We start from the raw sequence: 20,388 nt of genomic DNA on the forward strand, positions 1-20,388 counted from the left end.
ATGCTGTTGCGGCGAAGATAGTTGAGGGGTAGCCCTCTGCAAAAATAGCTCGGTGCCAGGTTTGTATTACAAAACAGAACAGAGCCTTCCTACACTTCAGGAGGCTCTGTTTTGTTTCATGGGTAGATGTATGGGGGGCAAATCCCGCTCCTCGTTACAACGACGTAATTGTATTTACAGCAGTTCTCAATCGAGTAAGCCACAGTCTTGCCAAAGTGGGTGTGGGGTGTAGGGTTTAAGGCGTGATGAATGCAAATGAAAATGGCTGTAGTTTATACGTCGTTTCTTTCATTTGTAGTGGATTGAAACCAGCGATAGAGTAGGGTGGGAAACTGTCCGGTTCAATCTAGTACGGGTAGATTCCCCGCCGCTCTGCGGCGAAAGGAGAAGCCTGCAATCCGAATCTTCAGGTTCGGGAGCAGATCTACTTCCATACCCCGTCCGCTTGCGGCGGGGTCAGTTGATTTTCAGGAAATAGAGCTAAGTCGTTGGCTTGAAAGAGATCCAAAACAATTGGGCGGTTGAATCAAGACATTGTGGATGGGGATGGGAATACTTTGAGAAAGGTTCAAGCGCACATCAGTGGGCTTCCTGGATCATATGTGGATCGTATGTGGCATAGGCTAAACAACTTTTTTCACAGCCTCGAAACGTACAGAATGTTGAGACCCGACTACGCATCTCGACAGTATGTTAATCGGGTGCTAAGCGATCGCCCTGCTCTAAACTCTGAAGAGTGGTTCAAATCATATTTTCAGGTCAACGGCATTACCAGATCAGTCGCAACGTTTACATACCACTACCTTGGAAAATATTCAGGACTGCAATTCGCACGAGTATTGCCTAGCGATCGGCTGGAAGAAGATTTGCGATGGACGCAGGTCTGCTCGTTTGATTGGGAAATAATGCTGTGTAAGGATTTTTGCCGTTGCTTTGGGGTAGACATCGACGAACGGATCTATGAGTTTACCTTCACGACTGTAGAAGATTTCGTTGTGTTTCTCAATTGCCAACTGCTACAGCTTAGACCTGCGGACAAGTTGCGTGAGATAGAAGATATGAATATTGAGTGACTTAGTGACAATAGTTTGCAAATAGAGACGTTGTGTCGTATCTTAAGTATAGCAGTTGTTGAATATTATTCTCAACAGTGATTGTTTGATGGCAATGGTTCACCCAAAAAAGTTTAGTGCCCAAAACTTAACTTGTAGTCAACTTGTCTAATTATCGGCTCTTTTAACTCAAAACCCAGTCTGGAGTCGATTTCCAGGAGATTTGACTGGTCAAGTAGGGTCAATCATTCCTGAACTCGTCATCAACGTATATATATTTTTTGGACTCTAATTAAGAATTTCTCGCATTTGGATTGGAATTGCTCAATGGATCACAGTCAATCTCCGGTTTCAACCCGACAGCTTATCTCTATTTCGCGAAGCGATCGCTGGCAAATTTGTTACCGTTTGCAGGAGTTAGGAATTGCTTGTACCTGCTTAGACGATGGCAGTTTTCATGCAGAGGTTGATAGTCCTGTTGCGATGATGCAGTTACGCAGCGTGTTACTTCAACTGACAGCCTCGCGCCAGCAACTCGTCGAGTGGTTAGAGCGTTGTTGGTAAACCATCGCCATGATGGTGACACAGGATAGAGCTTTACTGACTGACTGCACGTGCCCCAATTGATGTTAAGTGGATCAGATTATGGCTAAAGAGAGAACTGAACAACCAATGAACTTTCGTTTAGAAGGACGTTTTCTTCACTTTGTGGCGAAGGATGGATACAAGCTGAAGTATTTGCGGCTTTCTACATCTGCTGGAGAGTATGTAATTAAGCTGTCCAAAGATCTGCGAAGTTCTCTCTACCGAACTCTCACGCCTGGGGAATGGGTGATAGTCACCGGGTATCAAAAGCTGGATTACAAAAAGGGAACGGTTCAATTTAAGGCGGATCAGGTGCTGGTTTCTACCCCAAACACGGCCTTTACACCGTTGTCGGTACCTAAGCCTACCGTTTCTGTAAAACCAGAAACAGAAGACCGATCAAAAGCAAAAGCGTGTATTCTGGTTTGTCAAAAGTCGGACTGCTGCAAGCGTGGGGGACGAGCTATCACCGAAGCGTTGCAAAAAGAGCTGGGCGATCGCGGCCTCACCGACCAAGTCAGCATTAAAGGGACAGGTTGCATGAAGCGCTGCAAAGCGGGCCCCAACTTAGTAATGCCTGACAAGACTCGATACAGTCGGATTCATCCAGAATCTGTTTCAGAATTAGTCGAACAGCACTTTGCCAAAGACGTTCAGCCTGTGAATTCACTATCTGGACAAACGGTTACTCAGTCTACCTAACAAACGATCGGCGTTGCTGAATGAACATATGGCTCGTTGATATGACTCGTTGAGTGGCATAGCTTTGATCGCCTTCTAATTCGCTACTTTTAGGAGACTTTTAGGGTCTGACCGTTCCCTAGCATTCGGGCTTAGGAGCGAATTTATACCACGATGATTTAACCCAAGTTAATTCTCCTCACCAGTAACTTATATCTGGTGAGGAGATTGTTTTTACAGTGGGTTTAGCTCAGTCCAACAGCTTTTTAAAGGGTCATTCTTTCAAAGCATTACGACCTAAAACTTGCTCTTTCAAGGAGTTAAAATCATTTGCCAACTCTTTACGGTTGGATGCCCGTAATAAGTAGCGGTAGACAAACCAGGCTGAATAGCCAAACCCGATTAGTTCAAATGTGGGTGCTAGCAACGGAATGTCGTTGACCGCATCTAAAACGGCGAGGGTCAGCTTGACTGCAATCAGGGCACCAACTACCAAGCCAACGGTGATAATGGGGCGCTTGTACTCGCTGAAGAATTCAGTCAAGTAGTCCGGAAGATAAGACAGAAATTCAGAAACTTTCTCGCCAATTTGCCGCCACTGTTCGTTGGAGGCTTGGGTTTCGGATGAGAACTGAGTCAGTGTTCCTACATCGTCGTTGTCGATTTGGACTACTACTTCCTCAGCCGTTAAATCTGGAGAAACAGTCTCTTGATTCACTTCAGGATTCATAAGGATACCTTTAGAACAACAAACTAGAAATCGCGTCGAAGCTATCCCAATTCATGCAGGATAACAGTGTACTATAGAATCGATTCGCGCTTTTTCAAACATACTAGACACTAAAGCAGAGTGAAAAGATTTGCAAGGTAGCTAAAGTTAGAGTTGGAGTTGGGCAATGATTTGACTCAACACTTTGCCAGAATTTTGCAGTTGCTTTTCTTCTGCTTCTGTTAACGGAAGTTTCAGGATGCGTCCCACCCCATTTTTACCAACGATCGCAGGTAAGCTGAGGCAAACATTGTTAATGTCATGGCTGCCATTAATTAGCGTGCTGACCGTCAGCACTCGATTCTGGTTTCGTAAGATAGCCTGGGTAATTTGGGTCACTCCCAGACCGATCGCGTAGGACGTAGCCCCTTTGCGCTCAATCACTTCATAGGCGGCATTTTTAACCTGCTCAAAAAGTTGATGGAGCGGTTCGGCTTCACCCTGGGGTAGTGCCTCAATGCCATTGGCACAGAGCGGCATTCCAGATACATTAACTCGGCTCCAGACGGGTACTTCACTGTCTCCATGTTCCCCAATGATGTAAGCGTGTAAACTGCGGGGATCAACCTGAAGCTTATCAGCCAGTATGTAACGAAACCGAGCGGTATCTAGAACGGTTCCTGAGCCAATCACTCGGGAACTGGGCAAGCCCGAGAGCTTCCACGATACGTAGGTCATGACATCAACCGGATTGCTCACAATTAACAGCACTGCTTTGGGACAATGCTCTACCACTTGCGGAATGAGCTGTTTAAAGATCTCTGTGTTCCGCTGAACCAGTTGCAAGCGAGTTTCTCCAGGCTTTTGCTTTGCTCCAGCGGTAATGATAACTATGTCTGCATCATCTGCGGAACCCTCGGCTAACGAGCCTGCCCGAATCCAGCTCGGTTCAACAAAGGGAAGACCATGCAGCAAATCCATGACTTCGCCTTCGAGCTTGCGCTGATCCAGGTCAATGAGAACCAGCTCATCGAGCGTATTTTGAATCAACATTGAGTAAGCGCAGGCCATCCCAACTTGACCCGCACCAATGATGACCCCCTTACTAAGGCGTCGATGCTCCGAGTGAGTTGAATCAGGACTAGCTGGTACACTAAACAACTGCTCAAACATGAGACTGCCACCTAGCGTGTAGCAAGACTGCCTTTGCGACTAACTTATCGCATCCGTTGAGGTCGTGGGATATCCCTCTGGACATAACGTTGATTTCCCAGAGTAGTTGCCGTTGTGCAAGTGAATGTTGCTGATGGTTGGTGGGGAAGCTGCTTTTTCTGCTGTGTTGGCGCTGTCGCCAGCCCAAACTTACAGCAGTTCTCAATCGAGTCAGCCACAGTTTCGCCAAGATGGGTGTGGGGTGTAGGGTTTGAGGAGTGGTGAATGCAAATGAAAATGGCTGTAGTTGACTCGAGTCAGCCACAGTCTCACCAAGATGGGTGTGGGGTGTAGGGTTTGAGGAGTGGTGAATGCAAATGAAAATGGCTGTAGTTGACTGGGGAATTCTGGTGCTGCACTATGAAGCGCCTAACGCGCTGGAATGGTGAGTCTGAGCTAAACTCGTTGCCAGAGTTTGATGCTTCCATCCCAACTGCCACTAATGACCGTTTGGCTATCTGGACTAAAGGCGATCGACCAGATCCATCCGGTATGCCCTTGCAGCGTATTGATCAGCGTGCCGCTACCCATGTGCCATAGCTTAATGGTACGGTCGTTGCTGCCCGTAGCCAACAGTTTGCCGTCGGGGCTGAACGCAATGGTGTTGACCGCACTGTCATAGTCGGTAAAGGTGTGCAGCAGTTTACCTGTATTGAGTTTCCAAAGCTTGACGGTTTTATCGGCGCTACAACTGGCGATCGCCTGCCCGTCTGGACTAATGGCCACGGCTAAAACTTCTGCGGCATGGGCATCAACGGTGTAATAACGCTTGTTTTTGATTGGATTCCACAGTTGGATCGTTTGGTCGCGGCTACCGCTCGCCAGCAGTTGACTATCAGGGCTAAAGTCAAGGGCAAGCACCCAATGCTTGTGTTCAGCCAGGGTTTGAATTGGCTCCAGTGTGGACAGGTTCCAGATGCGGATGCGCTTATCTTGGCTGCCGCTGGCTAGCGTCTGCCCGTTCGGGCTGATGGCGATCGCTCGTATCCAATCGTGATGACCTGTGAGGGTACAGCTTGAGTGTCCAGTGGCTACTTCCCAGAGATAGACGGTGTTGTCGTTACATCCGCTGGCGATCGTTTTGCCATCCGGGCTAATGGCGATCGCTCGTATCCATGTACTGTGGCCTTCCAGGGTTTGTAATAGTTCTCCGGTTTGCATCGACCACACTTTGATGGTGCGATCGCCGCTGCCGCTAATCAGGTGGTGAGCATCGGTACTCACCGTAACTGACCGCACCCATGATGTATGCCCCATCAAGGTTCGAACACACTGCCACGACTGGGGCATGGCAGTCGAGCCGAGCGACGCTGAAGATGCTTCGATCTCAACCAGGGGAGGTTGGGTCAGCCCCACAGGAGGCAACGTTCCTAAATCGGCCAGCATATCCTGAGGTGATTGATAGCGTTCAGATCCATTGGGATGCAGCAACTTCGTTAAAACCTGCTGCAAAGCCTCGCTAATCGACGTTTGCAGATACGCCTGCCAGTGCCCAATTCCCTGCTGCGGCTCAATGAGCTGATTCAGCGGTGTGTGAGTCAATAGCTGAATGCAGACCAGTCCCAAGTCGAACAAGTCATTGCCATAGAAAGCAGATTGATCGACTCCAACGCTAGCGCGACCGTTCTTTTCAAGCTGAGGGCTGGTGGCAAACGCAGGAATGCCAAAGCCGATCAAGACAAGCTGCCGATCGCTCTTTTGGCGCACAATGCTGTCCAAACCGATCTGACCGTGGACGAGATGGTGAGTGTGCAGCAATTGCAATGCCGGAATGAGACTGCGTAACAGTTCCCGAATTTGAGCTTCGTCCCACACGGTAGCTTGAGCCAATTCATGACTAAGGCTATGACCGTTGATAGATTCCTGGACAACGTATTGCAGTTGCTCCTGCTCAAAGTAGGCAATGACCGTTGGCATAGGTGGACGGGTTCCTAGCTCGATCAGGCGGTTCATTTCCTGGCAAAACAGCGCGATCGTGCGGCCAAAACTGTCAGCATCCTGACTGGATAAGCGAAATTGTTGAATTTGGTAGTGCAATGGCGGCGACTGTTGCTCGTCGATCGCCAAAAACGTTCTGCTGACGCTGCTGTACCCCGTTACAGAAAGCGCCCGGTAGCGAGCGGCCTGCGATGTTCCAATCGGCACGCTAAGCAATAGGTTTGACCCGCAGTTGGTGCAAAACTTGGTGTGTTCGGGATGCAACGTCTTCTGACAACCAGGATTAGGACAGTCAGGGTTGAAGCAGTAACTCATAGGGAGAAGCAGAGTAGCAAGGTGAGTCTATCGTAGCCTTGAGTTGCCCCTCTCTTAGACACAGACAGCCTAAAGGGCAACCTGGAAGTCGTTTCAAGTAGGTTTTGGTGCTGTGCAGCGGTTCTTCGGCGCTCAACGCTGTCTATTCAATTCTCACCCTACCTGGTTTCATCCGGTGACTGGCTGGAGTCAAGAACAGTTAGTTGCTGGCTTTCTGCTGTTGATACAACTGCTTGAAGCGGCTCTGCTGTTTTTTGTGATCGACAATGGGAGATGGATAGCCGCAGCGATCGCGCTCATTCTGTGGAATTTTGCCTGTTACGAGCATTTCGGTATCAATACTGCGAAGTTCAGGCAGCCACTGCCGAATGTATTCCGCCTCCGGGTCATATTTTTGCGCTTGACTGGCCGGATTGAAAATGCGTAACGGTTTGGGGTCCATGCCGCTGGATGCACTCCACTGCCAGCCGCCATTATTGGCCGAGAGATCGCCATCATAGAGCGTCTGCATAAAATACTTTTCGCCCCGTTGCCAGTTGATGATGAGGTCTTTCGTCAGAAAACTCGCCACAATCATCCGGCAACGGTTATGCATCCACCCCAGTTGGTTGAGCTGCCGCATAGCCGCATCCACAATGGGATAGCCCGTTTGTCCATCACACCAGGCTTGAAAGCGATCGTCGTTGTCATCCCAGGGAAAGTCTTTGAACGGCGCACGGTAGGGGCCACTGGCCAGCTCCGGAAAGAAGTACATAGCGTGTTGATAGAATTCGCGCCATGCTAGTTCCTGTTGCCAGATTTGAATATTGTCGTGGCTTTCGTCGCTGCGGCTGCGGCTTTGGGCTGCACTGGCGGCCGCCCAAACGGTGCGAACGCCAATGGTGCCAAATTTGAGCGCGGCACTGAGATGGGATGTGCCCGGAACCGCAGGGAAGTTGCGCTGCTCCCCATAGTCGGCGATCGCCCGTTCCGACTCACAAAACACCTCTAAACGCTCCCGGGCAGGCTGTTCACCCGGTGCCAGCAACAGTTCATTCTCCCAAACAAAGCCTAACTCTTTGGCTGTGGGAAGCGGTATAACTCCGGCCGATGCGGCCGCATCCTTTTCGGCGCTGGATAGTCCTTCGGCTTGGGTGGGGGTGGCTACTGGGTCTGCTTTGGGCTTCTGGTTCCAGTTGCGCCAAAAGGGTGTGTAGACCGTATAGGGAGCGCCCGATCCGGTAAAAATCTCTCCCGGAGCATGGAGAAGTTGATCCCAGGCCACCTGATATTCAATGCCTGCTGCTTTCAGCGCTTGGGCTACATGGCGATCGCGCTCTCGGCCATAGGGTTCTACATCTCGATTCCAAAAGATGGCAGTTGCCTTAAGCGCTTGAGCCAGGGTGGGCAGGGCTTTCACGGGATCATCGCGCAGAATCAATAGCTGGCTACCCACACTGGCATATCGGTCTTGTAATGCCTGTAAACTGCCAATTAAATAAGTGACTCTCGCTGGGGCTACGTCGTCTCGTTCCAGAATGAAGGGATCGAGACAAAAGACCCCAACCACCTTGGAACTGCGCTGCCGAGCTGCCGCCAGGCTCACATTATCTGCAAGGCGGAGATCCCGACGGTGCCAAACCAAAATTAAATCGGCCATGATGCAAAGATGCTAACAAATGAGCAAGCAGATACCGTGAATGAACCACGACTGTACTATGAGTGTACTGTTGTAATGTACTGTTAATGTACTACAGACGTACTGTTCCTATTGAACGCTTACTTGATGCCCTCGTTCACCGGGAAGCGATCGATCAATTGAATGGCACGCGAGGCGTTGTTCTTCAGGGCGTTGGGTACATGGGGCACATGGGGAATTTGGGCTAAAAAGTCGAGCGTTCGGCGTAATATCCGCACCACATCTCCTTCATCCAGGCTGGTGTTGGCGCACAATTCTCCCCACTCTTCTCCCAGTGCCCATTTCTCTACTAATCCGGTGCAGCCCGGTTCCAGCCAGACGGGTAAGGCCACCTGGTAGCGTCGCTGGAGTTGAAACAACTGGCGACGAATGCCGCGTAACCCACTCAGTACTTCTTCCACTTCGTTGGACTGGGTGTAGTGAGTCCATGTATCTGGTCGGGACAATTCGGTGACAAGGGCAGCGGCGGCGGCGGCAAGGTGATGCGGATCAAGGTTGTCCAGTTCGTCTGAGTCGAGCGCCAGACTTAACCACAGTTCGTTGTCGCCTCGTATAGCGGCGGCAATTTGTCCCGAGGTGGTGGGTTGCCATTGCCCATTTTCGGTGACTTCAATGCAGCCGAAATACTTCAGAATCTCCATCAAGTTAAGGAATTCTTGCCAGTAGCGCTGGGCGTATTTGCCGAGTTTATGCTGGCGATCGCTCAGTTCATCTTGCAACCGCTCAATCCGGTGCTGGCGTTTAATCAACTGTCCGGGGTTACCCCATGCTTGCGCTGGATGAGACTGAATTTGAGCTTCGACGTCGGCCACTCGTGTCTGTTGCTCTAACACTTCTGGGGCAATGTCTGCTTCTACTGGAATGGCTGGAATTTGACGGGCGATCGCCTCTGTTGTTTCATTGCCGCTGCGCGACTGTCCCGGTTTTAGCGGAATCTCAGGAGGGGGAGATACATCATCCGCTTTATTCAACCGGGGGATTTCGGCATGAAGCCCTACTACATCATTTACCGTTACCACATACCAGCGGTTGTCTTGCCCTAAACACACCAGATAGGGAAACTGCCCAGAGCTGGGGGTTTTTGCCACCAAAACAGCAGGCATCGGCAACGATACGGCGACATTCTTCCCCTTTAGCGTTAACACGGTACCCGCGACCGCAAAGCTGACATCCATCGCGATATCGCTAGAGCGAATCTCTTGCGCCTGCTGGTGCAAAATTTTCAGTAAGCGGCGTTCTTCTTTGACCCTTTCTTGCAGCTTTTCATATTGAGCCAGCAGGTTTGCATCAAAGGCAGCGAGCTGCGCTTCTTGATGCTCTAGCTCCGCTTCCAATCGGTTAATTTCGTCCTGCTGCGGCTTGAGATAGAGCGTGGAGAGATAATGCCCAAAGCTGCGCTCGATCAGTTCTTGAGCTTCTTCCAGGGTGTGAATTTGCAACAGGTTCAGCACCATACCGTAGCTGGGCGTAAACTGGCTGACTAACGGGTCGGCTCCTGAGGTGGCTAAGTAGGCGGCTTCAGCGGCTCCTTCAAAGCGGGTTTGCACGGTGACAACGTATCCCTGGGCATCCATGCCGCGTCGTCCGGCTCGTCCGGCCATTTGCAAAAATTCAGAGGCATTCAACAAACGATGGCCGCGATCGGTGCGCTTCGATAGGCTGGAAATTACAGTGGTTCGAGCCGGCATGTTGATGCCGGCTGCCAGGGTCTCGGTAGCAAACACAACTTTAATTAGCCCCTGCTGGAATAACTCTTCGATTAAGCTTTTCCAGGCTGGCAAAACCCCTGCATGGTGAGCCGCAATGCCTCGATACAGCGGTTCAATATGCCCACTGCGGGCAGCGGCTTCTGGGTTGAGCTTTAGAAATGCGTCGATCTGCGTTTTGAGCGCCTCGGCTTCATCCGGGTTGACCAGCGACAGATGATTCAGCTCATTAACGGCGTTGTCGCAGCCCCGGCGGCTAAAGATGAAATAGATGGCAGGCAGCATGTCTCGCTGTTGCAGTTGATCGACCAGAAACGCCAAACTTGGCGTTTCCTGGTGCCGTCGCTGTTTACCTTTGCCACGTCCTTTTAAGCGTGGATTGATGCTCTTTTGATTGGTATTTAGCAGTGGAAAAATCCCGTGTTGGGCACAAAAGTGAAACCGTAACGGCACCGGTCGAAAGTCAGAATAGATGAGTTCGGTGGGGCCGTGGACGCGGTTGATCCAGTCGGTGAGCTGGTCGCTATTGGCGATCGTGGCTGAAAGCGCTAGTAGCTGGATTTCGGGAGGGCAGTAAATAATTGATTCTTCCCACACGGTGCCGCGTTGGCGATCGTTCATGTAGTGGCATTCATCCAGCACGACGGCATCCAGATCTACCAGTGAGGTGCCAACCTCACCAATGGGCGTACCGTAAAGCATGTTGCGAAAAATTTCTGTAGTCATTACCAGCACTGGCGCATCTCGGTTGATGGACACGTCGCCCGTCAACAACCCCACCTGATCGACCCCAAAGCGATCGCGAAAATCTCGCAACTTTTGATTAGACAATGCCTTCAGCGGCGTGGTGTAGAACACTCGCTTGCCGCGTGCCAGCGCTCGATAAATGGCATATTCGCCAATCAGGGTTTTTCCTGATCCGGTGGGAGCGCAGACCACAACCGATTGTCCTGCATCTAAAGCGGCGATCGCCTGCTGCTGGAATTCGTCTAATGCAAATGGAAATAGCTGACTGAGATTAAGCGTGGTAGAGGAAACGTTCACAGATTAGTTAACACACTACGCAAAGATTAAGATGAAGAATGCCAAGCCTATCTTCACCTTCATCTTAAAGCTTGACCTTACTTTCTCTGTAATTGTGTCTTATCCTTGGTCGGGATTGTCGATAGACGTGTAACGATTGGCTACTTTTGGCGTGATATTTTGAAATCCACCCAGTTCGGCCAGGGTGTACAGTGGTCTGCCCTTAACCTCTTCGTAAATTCGACCAATGTATTCGCCCAAAATGCCAATGCTAATGAGCTGCACGGCTCCTAAAAAGAAAATAGCAACGGTGATAGTGGCAAATCCGGTCAGGCGAGAGTTAGGCTCAAAAAAGCGCCAGTACAGCACAAGTACCGCCATGAGCAGGGCGATCGCAGCGGACACTAAGCCAATATAGGTTGAAATTCGCAGCGGCACTTTTGAGAAAGAGACTAATCCATCAATTCCTAACCCAAGCGATTTGCGAAAGGTATATTTCACGTCTCCAGCAAAACGTGGATCGCGTTTGAACGGAATCGCAGTTTGGCGAAACCCAATCCAGGCTCGCAATCCCCGAATGTAGCGGTTGCGTTCGGGCATGGAGTTCAGCACCATTACGACTTGCCGATCCATCAGGCAGAAGTCACCCGTATCGGTGGGAATATCCACATCGGCTAAGCGTTTCAAGGTGCGATAAAAGCCATAGGCGAGTAGCCGTTTAGCCCAGCTTTCCTTTTGTCGTTTGGTTCGCTGAGCATAAACAACCTGGTAACCTGCCTGCCATTGCTGCACCATTTGCGGAATCAACTCTGGTGGATCTTGCAGGTCGGCATCCATGATGATGACGGCTCGCCCCTGGGCAAAGTTGAGTCCGGCTGTTACGGCAATCTGGTGCCCAAAATTGCGGGCAAAACTGAGGTAACACACCCGTGCATCTTGCTGATGGAGGTCTCGAATGAGAACCAGTGAGCGATCGCGGCTGCCATCGTTGACAAAAACCAGCTCTGCGGTACCGTCGAGCGAGTCTAGCACGGCAGAGAGCCGACTATACAATTCTGGCAGGTTGGCCTCTTCGTTGTAAATTGGCACGATAACCGAATAAAGCGGTTCTGTCATGCTTACGCCTTGGCTCCAATGTAATGGGCTAGTTTGACGAGTTGAAGTTGCCTGTAAGGGCGATCGCCTGTACGAACGAAGTTAGTGAAACACCAAACATTTCATGCGGCGGTAGTTGCACCAGAACCTCTATCCAATGGCAGAAACTTAACAGAGATACCTCACCCCCGTGACAGGCGCAAATTCAGGAAGAGATCCTTAAATTTGTGTGTAAAAGCAGTTTAGGCAAGATGCCACCCTGGCCAGCATGAACCTAACCAAAAGAATTCTTATCATAATTGGGCTTTTGACGGTAACTCCGTTAGTTAGCTTCCCGGTTCTGTCACAAACCCTGCGAGGCTCATCTGGTTCTGGCGGTAGCGGAGCCTCCAGCGGTACCACCTCTGGCAGCACTACTTCTGGCAGCACCACCTCTGGCGGCTCCACCTCGACGACACCGGGAGCGGCAACGCCTGGTACTACCACCCCTGGTACCACTGTGACGCCTGGATCTGCAACGCCTGGCACTACTGTGACTCCAGGTACCACTGTGACGCCAGGAGCCGCTATTCCGGGAACTGTTAACCCTACTGTTCCGAGCGGAGCCACCACTGTTACACCAGGAGCCGCTATTCCAGGCACAGTTGACCCCACCACTCCGTCAACCCCAGGCTCAACCATTACCCCAGGTGCAGCTACTCCAGGTACAGTTACACCAGGTATTACAACCACCCCAAATACAGGAACAACTGTTACTCCTGATACCGTCCCACAAGCCAATCCTGGCGTAGTAACTCCCGGCACAGTCGTCCCTACAACCCCGACGCCAGGAGCAGCGGTTCCGGGGACAGCCGTGCCTGGAACAGGCGGCACAACTGGCATTCCGGGCGTAGTTGATGGGCAAAGTATTCCTGGAGTGGTTGATCCGGGGACGACCGTGCCGGGAGTAACCACTCCTGAGGGCACTACACAGCGCGTCAACCGTACCACGCAACCCAATGGTGCTGGAGCGATCGCCCCAAACAACGGCGGCGTTCAATCTACTCCAGGTGTTGCGACTCCTGGCACTACACCTTCTGCTGGCAATCAAAGTCCCACGGGAGCCTCGGTTCAGTTTACGACTCCATCAGCACCCGGTATTGCTCCACAGCAAGGCGTGCAACAAGGGGTTCCGCAGCAGCAAGGTGTTCAGCAAGGCATTCCGCAGCAGCAAGGCGTAATTCAACCGCAGGTGATTCAGCCTCAGGTAATTCAACCTCAAGTAGTTCCTGTTCCGCAGCAGGCCGCTGTTCCTGTTCCAACCCAGCCTCCTGCACCAATGTTTCCACAAAATCAGTGTGACGCGGGACAGGTTTACTTGAATCTGGCAGCTCTGGGGGGCGGTGCTTGCTTATCTCCTGACCAGGCTCAAAACTTGAACCGCTAACATCAGATAACATCAGAACGTTTATTTCATTGACCTGGCACGGGGCGTGGTACAACCACGCCCCGTGTTTTTTGTGAACCAGGCAAAACTTGCGACATAAAAAAACACCCCTGATGAGGGGGTGTAACAAACCAGCTAACCTTTAGACCAAACTTTTAACGTGCGCGAGTGGCTTAGCTCAGCGAAGCATGGCCGCGATCGTACGTTCCCCAGAAGCTAGGATGCACTTTGCCTTGAACATGGTTCCAGTAGTGGGATGCATCGCCAGCATCCAAACCAACTTCTGCATCTAGACGGCTCAACATCGCTTGCTGCCGCCGCTTCACTGAACGGTGATGGTTCATCATCAGCGAACGTGCCCGGTCGTGGATGGACAACACGGTGGCGATCGCCGGAACGGTGGAAACTGGCTCAATCGCCACGGCGGCGGCTGGTGTAGCCACCGGAGCCGCAACGGCTGCTTCAGGAACCGCATTGGCGGTGTAAGCAACGTTACGATAAACCAAATCTAGCGTCGGTTGTTGAACTGGGTTTTTCTTGGGATTGCGAAATCTAACATCCAACCCGCGATATTTGCCAACGGTGTTGCTGTTGCTAACTTCAACTTGAGGAGGATTGTAGTCGTAGCTAACGCCCCGGTATGTGAGTTTCATGGTATTCGCCTCTGGTGTAATTGTGGTGAGTTGAGGCGCGTTCCTTCGGGTGTCCCCTACTTCCGTCTCTCAAACCTTACGCGTAAACTTAATTTTTTGTAACGCTTGAAGAGATGAACGATTTAATTTCTGTATTCATTGTTACTGTTTTGCAGGTAATTGTCAAGCTTCTGTGAGAGAATTGTCAAAACTGAATGCAGCGCCGAGGTTGTATGGTTGAAGTACGCTTGCCCAATCCTTGCTTTGCTCAGCCAACCGGGTTCAGTAGCGGAAATTCTGAGCGAATGTGCCAGCGGTGGCCATCATGGATGAGTAACGTAAGGCGATCGCCCACAAACTGAAACTCAATCCGCCGTTGCTGTAGCTCTGTCCATGCCTGTTTAAAGATCGATCGCGTCAGGTTGCGAGAAGCCACGGTCATGTGAGGGGCAAAGGGACGGCGCTTTGCTACCGGGTCAACAATGGCTAATGTTTGTTCTAGTCGGAGCATTAAACTTGCCTGTAAGGTCAGCAATTCCGTTGTTTTAAGAACATTGATATACAAGACGCGAGGAGCAAAGGCTCCAAAGCCAGCAAGGGTAATCGGCACAGCCATTTGCTCGGTTGCGAACCTGTAGAGACAGTCTTCCAGGGTGGCTATTGCCTCTAGCGACCAACGAAATGGAGGTTGCAATGTTACGTGGGGAGGCGCTTTTGCTGTACGCGTGTGATAGCGATCGCTCAACTCTTGAATCACCCCATCGGCGTACTCTTGAATCGCTTGAGGTGGCAGTAACGCTATAAAAAAACGAGGATGAGCTTGATCTAAATTCTCTGAGGTCATAAACATGTAACTAAAACACGGCTAAAGATGAAGTTAGTCCCCTAGTCCCTAGTCCCCGGACTGTTCAACAGGGTATCCTGAAGTTCCGGTATTAGAAGTTAGGCTATGCCTTGGTTTGTCAAAATTGAAAAGGGAACGGTTGATAAAGCTACATTTGACCGATTCATCCCCGCTCATAAAGCCTTTGTCAGAGATTTGATCACAAAAGGACATCAGGCGAAAACGGGGTATTGGGCTGAGCTTGGAGGCGGAATGCTGCTGTTTCAAGCGGCTGACCTGGACGAAGCGAAAGCGATTATTGCAACCGATCCCCTGATTCAAAACGGCTGTGTTGAGTACGAGCTGCACGAATGGTGCATCGTCGTTGAATAACCTCATTGACTACAGCTTGCCTATTTAGTAGCGACAGCACATTGGAGTAACACATGAGCGATAGCAGCAACGGTTATAAGATTGTCGCTGACAATCGCCAGGCGCGGTATCAGTACGAAATTCTGGAAACGTATGAGGCGGGGATTGAGCTAAAGGGCACCGAGGTTAAGTCCATCCGCGATGGCAAGGTTAACCTGCGCGATGGCTATGGCCTAATTCGCAATGAAGAAATATGGTTGCACAACGTCCATGTTTCGCCGCACCAGAGCGCCAGCCAGGTCTTTAACCACGATCCGCGCCGCACGCGACGGCTGCTGCTGCATAAGCAAGAAATTCGCAAGCTCATTGGTCAGGTGGAACAGCAGGGATTAACCCTTGTTCCGCTCAAAATGTATATGAAGCAGGGCAAGGTCAAGGTTAATATGGCGCTGGTTCGCGGTAAAAAGCTGCACGATAAGCGCGACGACCTGAAGCGTAAACAAGAAAAACGAGAAATTGAGCGGGCGATCAAGAACTACTAACCAAATCAGCCGATTATACGGAGTCACATCCGCTACATAGCTCAGTACGGATAGCTGAACGGTCAATAAGATAGTGGATGAGCAGCTTCATTCCCTTCTACTGCTGGAGTGAATTGAACACAATACAGCAGTTCTGATGCTGGTCGTTTGCTGTGCGTTCGCGTGTTAGTGCTTTTTGTTGCCACAACCGAGCCTACTGCTGAAAGCAGGCTGGCTCGATCGCGTTACAGATAGTTGCTAAAACAAACAACAAACCTGAGTCTTCATGCTGCTGGCTCGAAGGTGTTCCTAAATCATTTCAGACTGCTTGAGTAGGTAATGTGAAAATTTCCACGAAATTTATTGGGTCTGCATTAGTAGTTACTGGACTGATCGGTGCCATTGTGGGTATCAGCACTTTTTCCAGTACTCGAATCCAGCAAGCGGAAGATGAGGCTCAAGAAGAGACAAATCTCATTATTGAACACGTCAGACATCTGAAGGTAGTATCCCGCGATCAAATTGCTGCTATCAAAGACAGTTTGCTGTTGGATGACCAGCGAGCAGACCTGAGCAGGTATCAAGCCGCATTCTCGGAGTTCTCAGCTGAATTGGCCGAACTGGAGGAGCTAATGCCTCAATCACCCGAGTTGGTGTCGGTTCGGCAGCACCACGAGTCTTTTCAGCGGCTGGTGACAGAATCCATTCAACCCCATATTTCGACGTTGACTTTTGCGTCATCAAGCCGCGATATTGCCATCGTACAGCAAGACTTCAAAGTCCTTAATTCGTTCAATGAAGCGGTTGACGCTCACCTCAACACGCTAATTGGTCGGCTGGAACAGCAAAATTTTGAATCTCTAGAGGCCGAGGAGCAGTCTCGTCAGAAAGAAAAAAGCGTAATGTACCTGGTCACTGGCACCATTTTTCTAGTGCTGGGCGGGCAGTTTGCGTTGATTTTGCTGCCAGTGATTCGATCGATTCAAACATTGCAGTTGGGGGCTGCTGCCATTGGCAGCGGCAATTTGAGCTATCGCCTCCATCTGCAAACGGGAGATGAGATTGAACAGCTTTGCCACGAATTTAATCGGATGGCCGGAAAGCTGGCGCAGTCGTACGACTCTGTGGTTGAACGCAGCCATGAATTAGCTGAAACCAACCAAGCGCTAACCGTTGAAGTTAGAGAGCGGGAGCAGGCAGAAACAGAACTGCTCAAAGCGCAACAACTGTTGCAACTGGTCATCGATACGATTCCTCAACTGATTGTCTGGAAAGATCGCAATTTGGTTTTCCTGGGCTGCAACCGCAACTTTGCACTGTCGGTTGGCTTATCGTCGCCTGCCGATATTGTGGGTAAAACCCATCACGATTTAACCCAGAATCTGGAGGCCGACCGGGCAGAGGCAGGCGACCTCCAAATCATGGAATCTGCTCGCCCAAAATACCATGTTGTTGAATCGCATACCCAGGCGGACGGTACGTTGAGCTGGGTTGATGCCAGTAAAATTCCGTTGCATGATGCCGAGCAAAATGTGGTTGGAATTTTGAGCACCTACGAAGACATCACTGAACGGATTGAAGCGGAGGAAACGCTGAGGCGATCGGAGGCTGAACTGCAAGAGAAGACCCAACAGCTAGAGCAAACCCTGCACGAACTGAAAGAAACGCAAATCCAGCTGATTCAGACCGAAAAAATGTCCAGTTTAGGTCAACTGGTGGCCGGTGTAGCGCATGAGATCAATAACCCGGTCAACTTCATTTCGGGTAACCTTACCCATGCCAGTGAGTACACGCAAGCGCTACTCGCTCTAGTGCGGCTATACCAAGAACATTGTCCCCACCCACCTGCTTCCCTACAAGCTGAGATCGACCGCATCGATCTCGATTTTCTGATTGAAGACCTTCCTCAAACCCTGAGTTCAATGAAAGTAGGAACAGATCGTATCCGGCAAATTGTCATTTCACTGCGTAACTTCTCCCGCCTGGATGAAGCCGAAGTCAAATCGGTCAATATCCATGAGGGGATCGACAGTACACTGCTGATCCTGCAAAGCCGTCTCAAGGCGAGAGCAGATCATCCCGGCATTGAGGTCATTAAAACGTACGGTCATTTGCCGCTGATCGATTGTTATGCCGGACAGTTGAACCAGGTGTTTATGAATGTGATTAGCAATGCGATCGATGCGCTGGAGAGCGACAGCAAGCGGCAAGCGGCGGGTAGCCACACATGCTGTATTACGATTCGTACAGAGACCCTATCTTCGGAAGCGGTAATCATCCGAATTGCCGACAATGGGCCGGGTATGTCCGAAAGCGTTCGCAAGCGTTTATTTGATCCATTTTTTACAACAAAACCAGTGGGTAAGGGCACTGGTTTGGGGCTGTCGATTAGCTACCAAATCATCACAGAAAAGCATCAAGGCGCTATCTGGTGCGAATCGAAACCGGGGGAAGGGACGGAGTTTTGGATTAAGCTGCCGATTTGGCAACTTAACTAACTTCTACCCGTTGAAATCCAGTGGCTAACATTTGTAACCGATTTGTCGTAGTAGGCTGTGCCGTGTAGCGACATCCTCTGCGCTTTCGACCCCTGTTGGTGAAAATCCATCGACGACGCCTAAAATGCCGCTACCCTGATCTGTTTCAGCCACAATCACCTGAACTGGATTGGCGGTGGCGCAATAAATGGTACAGACTTCTGGGCACTGCTTAACGGCATTGAGAAAATTAATCGGGTAGGCTTCGCGCATGAAGATAACAAAGCTGTGACCCGCTGCGATCGCCTCTGCATTTTTGGTCGCAACGGCTTGCAAGTCCTGATCGTTGCCTGTAACCCGAATTAAGCAGGGGCCAGAGGCTTCACAAAAAGCAATGCCAAACTTCACCTGGGGCGAAATTCCGACCAGAATTTCGTGCAAATCTTCTACTGTTTTGATGAAGTGGCTTTGACCCAGAATTAAATTGCTGTTGGTTGGAATGTCTAAGGGAACGACTTTTAATTCCATGACGGTTATCTCCTGCGTCAAAACGAGAAGAACAAGCTGTATTTTGGCTGTGTCTCTACGGTTCAACCTCTGTCTCGGCCGATGATTCTGCCAGTAGCGGTTGATAGTAGCTGGCTACCAGTGCCACCATTAGCCACCACAGGGTGCTGACCTGGGGACGATACCAAACCGTATCGACTAATCCATGTAATAACATGCCGCTCATGGTGGCGATCGCTGCCATCAGCCAGAAGCCATCAACCGCCCTCACCTGCCGCAACCGCTGAATTTGCATCCAGCCCTGATTGAACGTAATCAACAGCAACCACAGAAAACAGCCCAATCCAATCAGTCCCGTTTCTACCGCAATTTCCAGAAAAACGGAGTAGGCGCTGAGGGCGGTGTAACCGGTTTGTTGATAGCGGGGGTAGATGCGGTTAAAGGCATCGTTGCCGGGGCCAATGCCAATGATGGGGCGATCGCGAATCATATCTACCACCGCCATCCACACGTTCATCCGAAAGTTGTTGCTGCTGTCGTCGCGTCCGGCAAAAATACTGGCGACGCGATCGCGGAGCGTGCTAACACTGGCAACCGCCACAACAACAATGGCCGCTGAAACCGCTAGCACAATAGGCAAGAGCCACCGTCGCCAGAAGCGAGGCAGGTAGACGCTAAACCAGTGGGTGAACAGCATTAACAAAGCAAACTGAGCGACCACAAACCCAATCCAGCCACCCCGGCTAAAGGTCAAGATTAAGCAGGCGGAGTTCATCACCCACAAAAATACGGCTAATGCTTTGGGTAGCCATCCCTTCCAGACAAACACCGCTGCCGCACTAAACACCGTGGCAGGTACCAGATAGGAAGCCAACAGGTTAGGATTGCCCAAATAACTGTAGACCCGCGTTGTTCCGGCCAGAGTCGATTCGGTATCAACCCAGGTGGCTAACGCCGCCGCTCCAAAAAACCACTGACGCAACCCAGCGACGCTTACAACCAGCGCTACAAGCAGATAAACCGTAACTAACACCGTGCGGATGCGGGGCGATCGCAGCACTCGCGCCAGCAGCGCAAACAGCACCAGATAAAGCGTTAGTTTGACCCATCCTTCCATAGCAGCGGCTTTGACGGGTGATAGCACCGTTGCCACCGTGGCGATCGCCCAATATAGCAACACCAGCAGGTGAATCGGAGTAATACCATTCTCCACCTCATCGGAAACGGTGAGCAAAATCCAGAAGGCGGTACAGGCCAGCAGCAACAGCCCAATTAACCCGGTTGAGACGAACGGAGCCACCGCAAAAACAAGTAACACCAGAATGGTGGCAATCTGGTCTGACCATTGCAGCAGCCAACTGCTTTGTCGCCAGCTTCTCAACAGGCCGACCAGACGGTGCAAATAGCTAGAAGCGCCCCACTGCTGAAGCGGCAGGTTTGTCAGAGTAAGCTGTTGCCAAACAGAGTTCATAGCTGTTGGAAAGGTCAAAGGGATGATGGTGCAGTTCTAAATGTCCAGCAATCTTAACCTGTTTGAGTGAATGAATCACGCTGAGTGCTACAAGTTCCGGGGCGATCGCCCTTTGACCCCCTTTAACCCTGCTTCCCAGAGCGGCAGACCGTGAAATTTGGCGCG

At 50.8% G+C, this 20,388-nt stretch carries 17 protein-coding genes and 1 riboswitch; of the genes, 7 read left to right on the top strand and 10 right to left on the bottom strand.

Annotated features, from left to right (window positions below):
• The first annotated feature begins 659 nt into the window (after window positions 1-659).
• From IQ268_RS25030 to IQ268_RS25040, 3 genes are all read left to right on the top strand, one after another.
• Window positions 660-1,073, top strand: coding sequence for a hypothetical protein (locus IQ268_RS25030; RefSeq protein ID WP_228035701.1), 414 nt, complete (start codon window positions 660-662; stop codon window positions 1,071-1,073).
• Window positions 1,074-1,379: 306 nt separating this feature from the next.
• On the top strand, window positions 1,380-1,616 hold the full coding sequence (locus IQ268_RS25035; protein ID WP_193884951.1) for an Asr1405/Asl0597 family protein: 237 nt from the start codon (window positions 1,380-1,382) through the stop codon (window positions 1,614-1,616).
• Window positions 1,617-1,724: 108 nt separating this feature from the next.
• Window positions 1,725-2,339: a ferredoxin gene (locus IQ268_RS25040; protein ID WP_228035702.1), complete on the top strand. Its 615-nt coding sequence runs from the start codon at window positions 1,725-1,727 to the stop codon at window positions 2,337-2,339.
• A gap of 253 nt (window positions 2,340-2,592) precedes the next feature.
• Here IQ268_RS25040 and IQ268_RS25045 read toward each other — a convergent pair whose 3' ends face one another.
• The 6 genes from IQ268_RS25045 to IQ268_RS25070 form a co-directional block, all read right to left on the bottom strand.
• Complete coding sequence (locus IQ268_RS25045; protein ID WP_193884955.1) at window positions 2,593-3,048, bottom strand: CAAD domain-containing protein; 456 nt, start codon at window positions 3,046-3,048, stop codon at window positions 2,593-2,595.
• Window positions 3,049-3,195: 147 nt separating this feature from the next.
• Complete coding sequence (locus IQ268_RS25050) at window positions 3,196-4,200, bottom strand: L-lactate dehydrogenase (protein WP_193884957.1); 1,005 nt, start codon at window positions 4,198-4,200, stop codon at window positions 3,196-3,198.
• Window positions 4,201-4,635: 435 nt separating this feature from the next.
• A complete protein-coding gene (locus tag IQ268_RS25055) occupies window positions 4,636-6,384 on the bottom strand; it encodes a serine/threonine protein kinase (protein WP_370584700.1) in 1,749 nt (582 codons plus the stop codon).
• Window positions 6,385-6,691: 307 nt separating this feature from the next.
• The gene (locus tag IQ268_RS25060; protein ID WP_193884959.1) at window positions 6,692-8,131 is read right to left on the bottom strand and encodes an FAD-binding domain-containing protein; all 1,440 of its coding nucleotides are present in this window, start codon (window positions 8,129-8,131) and stop codon (window positions 6,692-6,694) included.
• A 119-nt stretch (window positions 8,132-8,250) separates the two neighbouring features.
• The gene (locus tag IQ268_RS25065; protein WP_193884960.1) at window positions 8,251-10,920 is read right to left on the bottom strand and encodes a DEAD/DEAH box helicase; all 2,670 of its coding nucleotides are present in this window, start codon (window positions 10,918-10,920) and stop codon (window positions 8,251-8,253) included.
• A gap of 99 nt (window positions 10,921-11,019) precedes the next feature.
• The gene (locus IQ268_RS25070) at window positions 11,020-12,015 is read right to left on the bottom strand and encodes a glycosyltransferase family 2 protein (RefSeq protein ID WP_193884961.1); all 996 of its coding nucleotides are present in this window, start codon (window positions 12,013-12,015) and stop codon (window positions 11,020-11,022) included.
• A 286-nt stretch (window positions 12,016-12,301) separates the two neighbouring features.
• Here IQ268_RS25070 and IQ268_RS25075 point away from each other — a divergent pair, with 286 nt between their 5' ends.
• On the top strand, window positions 12,302-13,420 hold the full coding sequence (locus IQ268_RS25075; protein WP_193884962.1) for a hypothetical protein: 1,119 nt from the start codon (window positions 12,302-12,304) through the stop codon (window positions 13,418-13,420).
• A 173-nt stretch (window positions 13,421-13,593) separates the two neighbouring features.
• On the opposite strand, the gene IQ268_RS25080 is transcribed toward IQ268_RS25075, so the two are convergent.
• Together IQ268_RS25080 and IQ268_RS25085 are read right to left on the bottom strand one after the other, a co-directional pair.
• Window positions 13,594-14,073 carry a DUF4278 domain-containing protein gene (locus IQ268_RS25080; protein WP_193884963.1) on the bottom strand — a complete coding sequence of 160 codons (480 nt, stop codon included), beginning with the start codon at window positions 14,071-14,073 and terminating at the stop codon, window positions 13,594-13,596.
• 34 nt (window positions 14,074-14,107) lie between these two features.
• A riboswitch (Glutamine riboswitch) is annotated at window positions 14,108-14,195 on the bottom strand.
• Between the two features lie 125 nt (window positions 14,196-14,320).
• On the bottom strand, window positions 14,321-14,896 hold the full coding sequence (locus IQ268_RS25085; RefSeq protein ID WP_193884965.1) for a 2'-5' RNA ligase family protein: 576 nt from the start codon (window positions 14,894-14,896) through the stop codon (window positions 14,321-14,323).
• A gap of 105 nt (window positions 14,897-15,001) precedes the next feature.
• Here IQ268_RS25085 and IQ268_RS25090 point away from each other — a divergent pair, with 105 nt between their 5' ends.
• The 3 genes from IQ268_RS25090 (at window position 15,002) to IQ268_RS25100 (ending at window position 18,266) form a co-directional block, all read left to right on the top strand.
• A complete protein-coding gene (locus IQ268_RS25090; protein ID WP_193884967.1) occupies window positions 15,002-15,268 on the top strand; it encodes a YciI family protein in 267 nt (88 codons plus the stop codon).
• A gap of 53 nt (window positions 15,269-15,321) precedes the next feature.
• On the top strand, window positions 15,322-15,789 hold the full coding sequence (gene smpB / locus IQ268_RS25095; protein ID WP_193884975.1) for an SsrA-binding protein SmpB: 468 nt from the start codon (window positions 15,322-15,324) through the stop codon (window positions 15,787-15,789).
• Between the two features lie 320 nt (window positions 15,790-16,109).
• The gene (locus tag IQ268_RS25100; RefSeq protein WP_193884983.1) at window positions 16,110-18,266 is read left to right on the top strand and encodes an ATP-binding protein; all 2,157 of its coding nucleotides are present in this window, start codon (window positions 16,110-16,112) and stop codon (window positions 18,264-18,266) included.
• 24 nt (window positions 18,267-18,290) lie between these two features.
• Here the strand turns inward: IQ268_RS25100 and IQ268_RS25105 are convergent, their stop codons facing one another.
• Together IQ268_RS25105 and IQ268_RS25110 are read right to left on the bottom strand one after the other, a co-directional pair.
• Window positions 18,291-18,773, bottom strand: a complete 483-nt coding sequence (locus tag IQ268_RS25105; RefSeq protein WP_193884985.1) for an adenosine-specific kinase — start codon at window positions 18,771-18,773, stop codon at window positions 18,291-18,293.
• A 55-nt stretch (window positions 18,774-18,828) separates the two neighbouring features.
• On the bottom strand, window positions 18,829-20,223 hold the full coding sequence (locus tag IQ268_RS25110; RefSeq protein WP_193884988.1) for an IctB family putative bicarbonate transporter: 1,395 nt from the start codon (window positions 20,221-20,223) through the stop codon (window positions 18,829-18,831).
• Between the last annotated feature and the right edge of the window lie 165 nt (window positions 20,224-20,388).

Source organism: Oculatella sp. LEGE 06141 (assembly GCF_015207605.1).
In the GTDB taxonomy this organism is placed as follows: Bacteria; Cyanobacteriota; Cyanobacteriia; order Elainellales; family Elainellaceae; genus Oculatella.

Coding starts and splice junctions, on each gene's coding strand:
- IQ268_RS25050 (WP_193884957.1), bottom strand. CDS start 4,200: ATGTTTGAGCAGTTGTTTAGTGTACCAGCTAGTCCTGATTCAACTCAC.
- IQ268_RS25060 (WP_193884959.1), bottom strand. CDS start 8,131: ATGGCCGATTTAATTTTGGTTTGGCACCGTCGGGATCTCCGCCTTGCA.
- smpB (WP_193884975.1), top strand. CDS start 15,322: ATGAGCGATAGCAGCAACGGTTATAAGATTGTCGCTGACAATCGCCAG.
- IQ268_RS25045 (WP_193884955.1), bottom strand. CDS start 3,048: ATGAATCCTGAAGTGAATCAAGAGACTGTTTCTCCAGATTTAACGGCT.
- IQ268_RS25070 (WP_193884961.1), bottom strand. CDS start 12,015: ATGACAGAACCGCTTTATTCGGTTATCGTGCCAATTTACAACGAAGAG.
- IQ268_RS25105 (WP_193884985.1), bottom strand. CDS start 18,773: ATGGAATTAAAAGTCGTTCCCTTAGACATTCCAACCAACAGCAATTTA.
- IQ268_RS25040 (WP_228035702.1), top strand. CDS start 1,725: ATGAACTTTCGTTTAGAAGGACGTTTTCTTCACTTTGTGGCGAAGGAT.
- IQ268_RS25035 (WP_193884951.1), top strand. CDS start 1,380: ATGGATCACAGTCAATCTCCGGTTTCAACCCGACAGCTTATCTCTATT.
- IQ268_RS25030 (WP_228035701.1), top strand. CDS start 660: ATGTTGAGACCCGACTACGCATCTCGACAGTATGTTAATCGGGTGCTA.
- IQ268_RS25110 (WP_193884988.1), bottom strand. CDS start 20,223: ATGAACTCTGTTTGGCAACAGCTTACTCTGACAAACCTGCCGCTTCAG.
- IQ268_RS25090 (WP_193884967.1), top strand. CDS start 15,002: ATGCCTTGGTTTGTCAAAATTGAAAAGGGAACGGTTGATAAAGCTACA.
- IQ268_RS25085 (WP_193884965.1), bottom strand. CDS start 14,896: ATGACCTCAGAGAATTTAGATCAAGCTCATCCTCGTTTTTTTATAGCG.
- IQ268_RS25080 (WP_193884963.1), bottom strand. CDS start 14,073: ATGAAACTCACATACCGGGGCGTTAGCTACGACTACAATCCTCCTCAA.